General features: G+C 68.4%; 7 protein-coding genes. 6 read left to right on the forward strand and 1 reads right to left on the reverse strand.

The genetic code is table 11. From position 1 onward, the window contains the following. Positions 1–127: 127 nt before the first annotated feature. A complete protein-coding gene (locus RTW82_RS07410) occupies positions 128–796 on the reverse strand; it encodes a transglutaminase family protein (protein WP_316924708.1) in 669 nt (222 codons plus the stop codon). A gap of 161 nt (positions 797–957) precedes the next feature. On the opposite strand from RTW82_RS07410, the gene RTW82_RS07415 reads away from it, so the two are divergent. From RTW82_RS07415 to RTW82_RS07440, 6 genes are all read left to right on the forward strand, one after another. Then, on the forward strand, positions 958–3,405 hold the full coding sequence (locus RTW82_RS07415; RefSeq protein ID WP_316924709.1) for an acyl-CoA dehydrogenase: 2,448 nt from the start codon (positions 958–960) through the stop codon (positions 3,403–3,405). Between the two features lie 88 nt (positions 3,406–3,493). Continuing rightward, positions 3,494–3,904 carry a PA2817 family protein gene (locus tag RTW82_RS07420; RefSeq protein ID WP_021217964.1) on the forward strand — a complete coding sequence of 137 codons (411 nt, stop codon included), beginning with the start codon at positions 3,494–3,496 and terminating at the stop codon, positions 3,902–3,904. 215 nt (positions 3,905–4,119) lie between these two features. Continuing rightward, the gene (locus RTW82_RS07425) at positions 4,120–7,494 is read left to right on the forward strand and encodes a PAS domain-containing protein (RefSeq protein WP_316924710.1); all 3,375 of its coding nucleotides are present in this window, start codon (positions 4,120–4,122) and stop codon (positions 7,492–7,494) included. Between the two features lie 116 nt (positions 7,495–7,610). After that, entirely contained in the window at positions 7,611–8,105 is a 495-nt protein-coding gene (locus tag RTW82_RS07430; protein ID WP_021217967.1) for a DUF1543 domain-containing protein, read from the forward strand. Positions 8,106–8,334: 229 nt separating this feature from the next. Further along, a complete protein-coding gene (locus RTW82_RS07435; RefSeq protein WP_316924711.1) occupies positions 8,335–9,591 on the forward strand; it encodes an HD-GYP domain-containing protein in 1,257 nt (418 codons plus the stop codon). Between the two features lie 397 nt (positions 9,592–9,988). Next, entirely contained in the window at positions 9,989–11,578 is a 1,590-nt protein-coding gene (locus tag RTW82_RS07440) for a malate:quinone oxidoreductase (protein WP_316924712.1), read from the forward strand. The last annotated feature ends 18 nt before the right edge of the window (positions 11,579–11,596 follow it).

The following is an 11,596-nucleotide window of genomic DNA, read 5'->3' on the forward strand; positions in this document are numbered from 1 at the left end:
GGATTTGTGTTGATAACGCATATCGACCGGAGCGGGGTGGCGAATGGGCGAAGGCGTGCTTGGGGTGAAGCCCGATGCGGCGGGACCGGACCACGATGCGTTGGGCCTCGCTGCGCTCGGCGCCAACCTACGGTGTCTTTACGGCAGCCGCCTCGCTGTGCAGGTCACCGCTCATGAAGGCCGCATCGGCCTCGAACAGGTGCGGGTAAACCTTTTCCAGGTGACCGAAGAACAGCCCCTCCGGCAGGTCGTCGAACTGGCCGTGGTCGGCGAGGTATTCCATGTAGCGCTCGCCCTGGCGGTTGAAGGGGTGGAAGACGCTGTCGGTCGCTCCGTCGAACTCCAGCGGCGCGACATCGAACAACCGGCACAGCTCCAGGTTGAAGGCCGGCGTCGCCTTGACCCAGCGCCCGTCGAGGTACAACTCGGTGTAGCCATGCATGGCGAACACCTCGCTCTTCAGCAGCTGCAGCAGGCGCGGGGTGGCAAGGTGGTTGCGCACATCCGCCAGGCCAATGCGCGCCGGGATGCCGCAGTGCCGCGCACAGGCCGCGAGGAGGATGGCCTTGGGCACGCAGTACGACTCGCCCACCGCCAGGGCGGTGCTGGCCCTGAGCGACTCGGGGTCGCGGCTGAAGGCATAGGGGTTGTAGCGGATGGAGTCGCGCACGGCGTAGTACAGACTGACTGCCCGGTCACGCGGTTGCGCGCTCGCGCCGCAGTTTCGCGAGGCGAACTCAACCACCAGGGGGTGGTCACTATCAACGAAGCGACCGGATCGCAGGTAAGGCTGCATGGCATCTCTCCTCGGTGAACCGTTCCCAGTCTAGGGGCGGCCCCGACGCCCGCCTAACGACGATCCGGCCAAGCTCACTGCCCATGTCGCCACCTTCCATGGCGACGACTACGCTCGTGACGGTCGCGCCCTTACCGCACCGTCATCAAGGAGGATCACACATGGTGTTCGTCTGGTTGCTCGTTCTGGTCCTGGGGGTCGCCTGGCTGGCGCACCGCCGTACCGCCCCCCTGCCCGCCCTCGGCGCGGTGGCCCTGTACCTCCTGACCATGGGAGTGTTCAGCCACTCGCCGGGCTGGTTGCTGGCGATCCTCTGGGTCCTGTGGCTGGCGGTCGCCCTGCCCCTGGCCCTGCCGGAGATGCGCCGCAAGCTGATCACCGCCCCGCTGTTCTCCTGGTTCCAGCGCGTGCTGCCGCCCATGTCGGAGACCGAGCGCGACGCCATCGAGGCCGGCACCGTGTGGTGGGACGGCGAACTGTTCAGCGGCCGCCCCGACTGGAACAAGCTGCTCGACTACCCGCGCCCGGCGCTCACCGCCGAAGAGCAGGCCTTCATCGACGGCCCCACCGAAGAACTCTGCGCCATGGTCAGCGACTGGGACATCGGCCAGCGCATGGACCTGCCCCAGGAAGCCTGGGAACACATCAAGGCCAACGGCTTCTTCGCCCTGATCATTCCCAAGGAATACGGCGGCAAGGGCTTCTCCGCCTACGCCCACTCCCAGGTGGCCATGAAGCTGGCCACCCGCAGCGGCGACCTCGCCTCCACCGTGATGGTGCCCAACTCCCTCGGCCCGGCCGAACTGCTGCTGCACTACGGCACCGACGAGCAGCGCCAGCACTACCTGCCGCGCCTGGCCCGTGGCGAAGACATCCCCTGCTTCGCCCTCACCGGCCCGCTGGCCGGCTCCGACGCCGGCGCCATGCCCGACGTCGGCATCATCTGCAAGGGCCAGTGGGAGGGTGAAGAAGTCATCGGCCTGCGCCTGACCTGGGAGAAGCGCTACATCACCCTGGGCCCGGTGGCCACCCTGCTCGGCCTGGCCTTCAAGGCCTACGACCCCGAGCACCTGCTGGGTGACGAGGAAGACCTCGGCATCAGCCTGGCGCTGGTCCCCACAGACACCCCCGGGGTGGAAATCGGCCGCCGCCACCTGCCCCTGGGCGCCGCCTTCATGAACGGCCCCAACTCCGGCAAGGACGTGTTCGTGCCGCTGGACTACCTGATCGGCGGCCAGCCCATGCTCGGCAAGGGCTGGATGATGCTGATGAACTGCCTCTCCGTCGGCCGCTCCATCTCCCTGCCGGCGGTGGGCACCGGCGCCGCCAAGTACACCAGCCTGGTCACCGGCCAGTACACCCGCGTGCGCGAGCAGTTCAACGTGCCGCTGTCGGCCTTCGAAGGCATCCAGGAAGCCATGGCGCGCATCGGCGGCAACGCCTGGATGATGGACGCCGCGCGCATGCTCACCGCCAACGCGGTGGATCTGGGCGAGAAGCCCTCGGTGCTCTCGGCCATCCTCAAGTACCACCTCACCGAACGCGGCCGCGAGTGCATCGGCCACGCCATGGACGTGCACGGCGGCAAGGGCATCATCATGGGCCCGAACAACTACCTGGGCCGCTCCTGGCAGGGCGCGCCGATCTTCATCACCGTGGAAGGCGCCAACATCCTTTCGCGCAACCTGATGATCTTCGGCCAGGGCGCCATCCGCTGCCATCCGTTCGTGCTCAAGGAAATGGCCCTCGCCGGCCGCGAGGACCACGACCGCGCCCTGGAAGAATTCGACGACCTGCTGATGCAGCACATCGGCTTCGCCGTCAGCAACGCCGCCAGCACCCTGCTGCTGGGCCTGACCTTCGGCCAGCTCGGCAGCGCCCCCGGTGACCGCCTGGCCCAGGGCTACTTCCGCAGCCTCAACCGCCTGGCCGCCGCCTTCGCCCTGCTCGCCGACTTCAGCATGATGCTGCTGGGCGGCGAGCTGAAGCGCCGCGAACGCCTCTCGGCACGCCTGGGCGATGTGCTCAGCCACCTCTACCTGGGTTCCGCCGCGCTCAAGCGCTACCACGACCTGGACAGCCCCGAGCACCTGCGCCCGCTGCTGCGCTGGGCCCTGGAGGAAAGCCTGGGCAAGGCCGAGGACGCCCTCGCCGGCCTGCTGGCCAACTTCCCCAACCGCCTCTTCGGCTGCCTGCTCGGCGTGCTGGTGTTCCCCTTCGGCCGCCGCCACAAGGGGCCGTCGGATGAACTGGACGCGGAGATCGCCGCCATCATCGGCCGCGACCGTGGCGACCCGGCGCTGGAAAACCTGCTCACCGGCTGCTTCCGCCCGCAGGCCGAAAACGACCCGGTCGGCGCGCTGCAACACGCCGTCGACGCCCTGGCCGCCGTACAGCCGCTGCAGAAGAAGCTGCACAAGGCCGTCAAGGAAGGCCAGGTGAAACCCGCCGCCGGCGAGAACCTGATCGACGCCGCCCTCGCCGCCGGCGTGGTCGACGCCAGCGAAGCCCAGCGCCTGCGCGCCGCCGAAGTGGCACGGCGCAAGGTGATCGACGTCGACGACTACGCCAAGGAAGAGCTGCTGCTCAACGAAGGCCAGGTCCGCTAAAGCCACCACCCGGCCCGGCGGGCGGGACAGCGGGCGCGGAGCGACTTATACTCCGCGCCCGTTTTCATTCCGCTCCAGGACCCACGCCATGGCCAACTCCTACCTCGACCACCACCTCGCCCTGCTCGCCCACCTGCGCGGCATCCTGGTCGCCCTGGGCGAAGCCGAGCAGGTTCCCGAAGAGAACCACGCCCTCTTCGTCGAACGCTTCGAAGAGCTGATGAGCGAACTGCCGCGCGACCCCGAGGCCAGCCTCTACCTGGGCCAGGACCTGATCAGCCAGGTGTTCCACCGCTACCCGCAGATCGCCCACCTGGTCCCCCGCGACCTGCTGTGGTTCTTCGGCGGCGACTGCCTGCACTTCATGCCCGACGAAGAAATCGCCCTGTTCCAGCGCCTCGACGAGCGCCGCTTCGAAGCCGAAGAAAACGACGAGCCCTTCGACTGGAACCAGGAAAAGCAATTCCTCGCCCTGCCCGACGAAAGCGGCAAGCACTGAGCCCCCTCTGCCCGGGTCGGTTCAACCGGCCCGGTGCGCCCCCCGCAACGCCACGATCTCCTCGACCATCGACTTCATGATCGCCGCGCGGCCATAGCGCTGCGTCGAGCGCCCCCTTAGGGTCGCAACTTTCCCGATGCTATGCTGCCGAAAGCCAGGGCCATGCCCGCCCATGCCCTCTCGTCGACAGCCTTGCCGCCCTGGATCCAACCCCGATGACCGATGAAGCGCCCCGCTCGCCAACCGGCACGCCGAGCCCGCAATTCCTGCCCAGCAGTGGCGAGCTGGGCCGGCTGATCAACGCCCATGACTGGACGGCGACGCCCCTTGGGCCCATCGAGGCCTGGCCACAAAGCCTGAAGACCGTCACCGGCATGCTGTTGCTCTCGCCGGTGCCCATCGTGCTGCTGTGGGGCGAGGCCGGCACCATGATCTACAACGACGCCTATTCGGTGTTCGCCGGCGGGCGCCACCCGCAGTTGCTGGGCTCCGAGGTGCGCCAGGGCTGGCCCGAGGTCGCCGACTTCAACGACAACGTGATGAAGGTCGGCCTGGCCGGCGGCACCCTCGCCTACAAGGACCAGGAACTCACCCTGCACCGCAACGGCCGCCCCGAATCGGTGTGGATGAACCTCGACTACTCACCCGTGCTGGACGAGAGCGGCCACCCCGCCGGGGTCATCGCCATCGTCGTCGAAACCACCGAGCGGGTCCGCGCCGAGCGCCACATGCAGGCCGAGCGCAGCCGCCTGCAGAGCCTGTTCGAACAGGCCCCGGGACTGATGGCGCTGCTCGCCGGGCCGGACTACGTGTTCGAGCTGGCCAACCCTGTCTACCGCCGCCTGGTGGGCGACCGCGACCTGATCGGCCGCCCCCTGCGCGAGGCCCTGCCGGAGGTGGAGCGACAAGGTTTCATCGAGCTACTCGACCAGGTCCGCACCAGCGGCAAGGCCTATGTCGGCACCGGCGTGCACGTCATGCTGCAGCGCGAACCCGGCGGCATCGAGGAAGAGCGCGTGCTCGACTTCGTCTACCAGCCGGTGGTGGATGGCCAGGGCCGGGTCACCGCCATCTTCGTCGAGGGCCAGGACATCACCGAACGCGCCGCCGCCGAGGCCCGCGTGCGCGAGAGCGAGGAGCGCTTCCGCGCGCTGGTCAACGCCTCCTCCGACATGCTCTTTCGCATGGACCCGCACTGGACCGAAATGCGCCGCCTCGACGGCAAGGGCCTGATCGCCGACCTCCGCCGCCCCACCGCCAACTGGCTGCAGGACTACATCCCCGCCGAGGACCAGCCCCGGGTACGTGCGGCCATCGACCAGGCCGTACGCACCAAAGGCATCTTCCAGCTGGAGCACCGCGTGTACCTGCTCGATGGCAGCCTGGGCTGGACCTTCTCCCGTGCCGTGCCCTTGCTGGATGCCGACGGCGAGATCAGCGAATGGTTCGGTGCCGCCAGCGACATGACCGGGCGCCACCTGGCCGAGGACGCCCTGCGCGAGAATGAGGCGCGGCTGCTGTTCCTCGACGCCCTCGGCAAGGAAACCTCCCGCAGCGTCGATGCCGACCAGATCCTCGCCATCACCACCCGCATGCTCGGCGAGCACCTGGGTGTGGCCGTCTGCGCTTACGCCGACATGGACCCCGACGGCGACGGCTTCACCATCCGCGGCGACTGGGCCGCCCCGGGCAGCCAGAGCATCGTCGGCCACTATCACCTTTCCGATTTCGGCCAGCTGGCGGTGCAGCGCCTCGGCGCCGGGCTGCCCCTGGTGCTGGACGACAACCGTGGCCAACTGGCGCCCGCAGAGGCCGCCACCTACCTCGCCATCGGCCTGGCGGCGACCCTCTGCCTGCCCCTGGTCAAGGGCGGCCGGCTCACCGCACTGATGGCCATCCACGACAGCCGCCCACGCAACTGGACGCACAAGGAGCTGGCCTTGCTCACCGAGGTGACCGAGCGCTCCTGGGCCCACATCGAACGGGTGCGCTCGGAGGCCGAGGCCCGCGAGGGCGAGCGCCGCTTCCGCGAGGAGCTGGAAGCCAAGGTGGCCGAACGCACCGCCGCCCTGGCCCAGAGCGAAGCCAACATCCGCGCCATCTTCGAAACCTCGCACCTCTACCAGGGGCTGATCGCCGCCAGTGGCGAGGTGCTGCACTTCAACGCCACCGCCCTGGCGGGTATCGACGCCAGCCTGGAACAGGTGGCCGGCAAGCCCTTCTGGGAAACCCCCTGGTTCACCCGCACGCCCGGCATGCCCGAGGTGATCCGCGCGGCGGTGCAACGGGTCGCCGCCGGCGCCACCGAGAACCTCGGCATGGCCCTGGACCTGCCCGGCGGCACCCGGCTGTTCGACTTCTCCCTGCGGCCGGTGCTCAACGAAACCGGCGAGGTGGTCGCCATGGTGCCCGAAGCGGTGGAGAAAACCGCCCGGGTCAAGGCCGAGCAGGCCCTGCAGCAGGTGCAGAAGATGGAGGCCATCGGCAGCCTCACCGGCGGCATCGCCCACGACTTCAACAACCTGCTGATGGCAGTGCTCGGTAGCCTCGAACTGCTGCGCCGGCGCATGCCACAGGAGGCGCCGCTGCTGCGCCTGGTGGACAACGCCCGCAGCGCCGCCGAACGCGGTGCCTCGCTGACCACGCGCATGCTCGCCTTCGCCCGGCGCCAGGACCTGCGCCGCGAACTCATCGACCTGCGCCAGCTGGTGGAGGACATGACCGAGCTGCTGCAGAGCGCCCTGGGCTCCACCATCGCCGTCGAGACCCTCTTCCCGCTGCAGCTGCCGGCGGTGGAGACCGACCCCAACCAGCTGGAATCCGCCCTGCTCAACCTCGCCGTCAACGCCCGCGACGCCATGGGCGGCGAAGGCCGCATCGTCATCGCCGCCCGCGAGGAGGCGGTGCCCCTGGGCGACAGCGGGCTGCGGCCCGGGCGCTACGTGTGCCTGGCCGTCACCGACATGGGCGAAGGCATGGATGAAGCCACGCTCAAGCGCGCCACCGAGCCCTTCTTCACCACCAAGGGCATCGGCAAGGGCACCGGGCTCGGGCTGTCCATGGTCCACGGTTTCGCCCAGCAGTCCGACGGCGTGCTGCGCCTTCACAGCACGCCACGGCGCGGCACCACGGCGGAGATCTGGCTGCCCGCGCAGGAGGCATTGCACGGCGAGCCCCCGGTGCGGCAGGTCACGGTGCTGGCACCGGCCGGTGCCTCGACAGCGCCGGGCCTGGCGATTCTCGCGGTGGACGATGACGACCTGGTGCTGACCAACACCGCCGAGATGCTGGGGGACCTCGGCCACCACGTGGCCGTCGCCCACTCCGCCAAGGAAGCCCTGGACCTGCTCGAGCGCGAGCGCTACGACCTGCTGGTGACCGACCATGCGATGCCCTACATGACCGGCGCGCAGCTGGCACTGGAGGTTCGCGCGCGCCACCCCGGGCTGCCGGTGCTGATGGTGTCCGGCTACGCCGAGCTGCCCACCGGGGTGCGCCTGGACCTGCCGCGCCTGTCCAAGCCCTTCACCCAGCGCCAGCTCGCCGAAGCGGTGGACGGCATCGCCGGGCTCGCCGCCAGGCGCGGTTGAGGGACGACGCTTCGTCCGGGCGCCGGACGGCGCTACCACCCAACGAAGCGGCGCCTTACCATGGCGCCCCCACCCGGCACCGGATGCCGGGCCCGATCGACCTGCCAGGACCCAAGATGCTGTTCGTCGTGATGCTCGGAGGCAAGCACCCCCGGGCCAAGATCGAAGTCCATGACGTGGTGTTCGCCTTCGCCGACACCATCGAAGACACCCACCCGCAATTGCGCCACGAATGGTTCGGCAGCCCCGCCGGCCTGCACATCGACTCGTGGATGGCCATCGAAGGCGTCGACGGCTACCGCGTCAGCCTCGGCAATGCCGCCCCCGCTGCCGGTGCGCCCCGCCTGTTCTTCCTCAACCTCGGCGGCTACGAGCCGGGCGCCTTCGGCGAAGCCCATCGCTACCTGCTGGTGGTGGCGCGGGACAAGGCCGAGGCCAAGGAAAAGGGCAAGCGGCGCATGCTCGCCGGCTGGGACAAGCCACACACCGACGCCCTGCTGGACGTCGACGACTGCGTTCCCATCGACCAGGTGGACGGCCGCTACGTGCAACTGGTGGAAGGCGAGCACCGCGGCATCACCCAGCGCAGCGACTACGTGATCCTCTCCTGAGCACGCCCCGCAGGCGGCCGGCCCTTGCGCCGCCTGCGGAGCAACTATGCTGAACCCCGTGAAACCTGGCCACTCAAAGGAAACGAGGGCGGATCGCGGCATCGACCGGCGCCGATGCAACCCCGCGAATCCTGACAGCCGGGCACGGGCGGCCGAACGGATGACAGGGCTGCTCCGAGGAAGGCAAACCGTTAGACTGCCATCACTTAGCCAGCACCTGGGCCATGGAATGACCGCAGCACCTGCCTACATCACGCCGGACCAGCTTTGCGTCGGCCTCTACATCCAGCTCGAACTGGGCTGGTGGGAGCACGACTTCACCTTCAGCAACTTCAAGATCAAGGACGAGGGGCAGATCAAGGCCCTGCGCGACCTCGGCCTCAAGCGCCTGCGCTACGACCCGGCGCGCAGCGATTGCGAGCCCCTGGAGCTGGAACCCGACGCGCCGCACCCGCCGGAGCCCGAGGAAGCACCAGCGCCCAGCCCCGAGGACATCGCCCGCCAGGAGCGGGTGGTCAAGCTCAGCAAGCTGCGCAAGCGCCTGGCGGAAGTGGACCGCAAGTTCATCCTCGCCAGCCAGCAGGTCAAGCAGCTCAACCAGACCCTGCGCAGCCAGCCCGAGGAGGCCCTCAAGCAGGCCGGCCAGGTGGTCGGCGACCTGGTGGCGTCGGTGCTCGGCGAAGACGGCGCCGCTCTGCACAGCATCAACGGCAAGCCCGCCGAAGATGCCTACTTCCATTCGCTGAACGTCACCGTGCTCTCGGTCATGCTCGGCCGCCAGCTCGGCTACGACAGCGAGGCCTGCCACAGCCTCGGCCTCGGCGCCCTGCTCCACGACATGGGCAAGATGGACGTGCCCAGCAAGGTGCTGCTCAAGCCCGAACCCCTGACCCGCCCCGAGCAGCAGCTGCTGCAGATGCACACCGAGTTCGGCCTGCGCCGCAGCCAGCAGCTGATGCTCGATGACGAGGTGCAGCGGATCATCCACGAGCACCACGAGTACTGCGACGGCAGCGGCTACCCCAAGCAGCTGCACGAGGCAAGCATCGGCCGCCTGAGCCGGGTGGTGTGCATCACCAACCACTTCGACAACCTGTGCAACCCGCTCAACCCGCGCGACGGCCTCAGCCCCCATGAGGCCCTGTCGCGCATGTACGGGCAGTACCGCCAGCGCTTCGACGAGGTGATGCTCAAGGCCTTCATCCGCTGCATGGGCGTCTACCCGCCAGGCAGCCTGGTGCAGCTGCAGGACGATCGCTACGGCCTGGTGCTGGGCATGCACCCGACCCTGCCGCTGAAGCCGACGCTGATCCTCTTCGACCCCAAGGTGCCGAAGGAAGAGGCGCTGATCGTCAACCTCGAGCACGAGCCCTCGATCGCCATCGCCCGCAGCGTGCGCCCCGGGCAGGTGCCAGCGGATGCGCTGGAATACCTCGACCCGCGGCAGCAGGTGACCTACTACGTGGACCCGCGCACCCGGGGCTGAAAAATACCTGCGCTCGGTGATGCTGCGTAAAAACAGCCTCGGAGCGCTCGGTTACGGCCGGTCGGGCGAAATTCCGCCTAGATCACCCCACGCGTGCCCCTGTAATGGCGGACTCCCGCCACTACAAGCCCCCTGCCTGACGGCATGACCCGCACAGCGCCTGGCCTGAAGCTGCCAGGCACGCTCCTTGCTCTATTGGCCGCCCACGGTGGCGAACAGCCACCGCACGCAGGGCGCCGAGGCGCCTGACCGGGGCGCCGCACACGCCCCGGCCACGAGAATGCATGGCCGCCAGCCCAGGAAGACGAACCACCCGAGCGCCACCGAGCCAGCGGGGTTCGTCACTCCGCGTGCCCCTGGGGCGGCAGGCCATGCTCGAAATCTGGACGGTTGGTAAATGAAGAAACTACTGCTGGCGCTCCTGTGCCTGAGCGTCATGGGCTGCTCCCAGCCCGATTCCTCCGAGAAACCCCTGGACGTGCTGCTGATCGGCGGCGGCATCATGAGCGCCAGCCTCGGCACCTACCTGCACGAGCTCGAACCCGAGTGGAAGATCGAAACCTTCGAGCGCCTGGACCAGGTCGCCGAGGAGAGCTCCAACGCCCTGAACAACGCCGGCACCGGCCACTCCGCCTTCTGCGAGCTGAACTACACCCCCGAGACCGCCGATGGCGGCATCGACATCAGCAAGGCCGTGGCGATCAACGAATCCTTCGAGATCTCCAAGCAGTTCTGGGCTTACCAGATCGACCAGGGCGTGCTGAAGAACCCGCACTCCTTCATCAACACCGTGCCGCACATGAGCTTCGTCTGGGGTGACGACAACGTCGCCTACCTGAAGAAGCGCCACGCGGCCTTGCAGCACAGCCCGCTGTTCCGCGGCATGGAGTACAGCGAGGACCACGCGCAGATCGCCCAGTGGGTACCACTGGTGATGGAGAACCGCGCCCAGGACCAGAAGATCGCCGCCACCCGCATGCCCATCGGCACCGACGTGAACTTCGGCGAGATCACCCGCCAGCTGTTCGGCTCGCTGTCCGAGTCGCCCAACTTCAAGCTCAACCTCAGCCATGAAGTGCGCGACATCGTGCGCAACGAAGACGGCACCTGGAAAGTCGTGGTCGCCGACCTGGCCAAGGGTGGCGAAGAGCGCGCGGTCAATGCCCGCTTCGTGTTCATCGGCGCCGGCGGCGGCGCCCTCAAGCTGCTGCAGAAATCCGCCATCCCCGAGGCCGACGGCTACGCCGGCTTCCCGGTGGGCGGCTCGTTCCTGATGACCCGCAACCAGGACATCGTCGCGCGCCACCACGCCAAGCTCTACGGCAAGGCCTCGGTCGGCTCGCCGCCCATGTCCGTGCCGCACCTGGACACCCGCGTGGTCGATGGCCAGGAGGTGCTGCTGTTCGGCCCCTTCGCCACCTTCTCCACCAAGTTCCTCAAGAATGGCTCGCACATGGACATGTTCAGTGCCATCACCACCGACAACATCGGCCCGATGACCAATGCCGGCATCGACAACATGGACCTCAGCCAGTACCTGATCGGCCAGCTGATGCTCAGCCAGGACGACCGCATGGCCGCCCTGCGCGAGTACTTCCCCGATGCCCAGGACGCCGACTGGGAACTGATCCAGGCCGGCCAGCGCGTGCAGGTGATCAAGAAGGACGCCGAGAAAGGCGGCGTGCTGCAGTTCGGCACCGAAGTGGTCAGCGCCGCCGACGGCTCCATCGCCGCGCTGCTGGGTGCCTCCCCGGGCGCCTCCACCGCCGCGCCGATCATGCTCAGCGTGCTGGAGAAGACCTTCCCCGAGAAGATGAAAAGCGATACCTGGCAGGCCCGCCTGAAGGCGATCATCCCCTCCTACGGCCGCAAGCTGAACGACGACGTCGAGCTGACCAACGCCACCCGCGCCTGGAGCCACGAGCGCCTGCAGCTGGACTTCATCCCCGTCCAGCCCGAGGCCGCCCCGGCCGCCACCGCCGAGTGATGCAACCGCCCCGCCCTC

Source organism: Pseudomonas sp. zfem005 (genome assembly GCF_032621735.1).
GTDB lineage: Bacteria > Pseudomonadota > Gammaproteobacteria > Pseudomonadales > Pseudomonadaceae > Metapseudomonas > Metapseudomonas solani.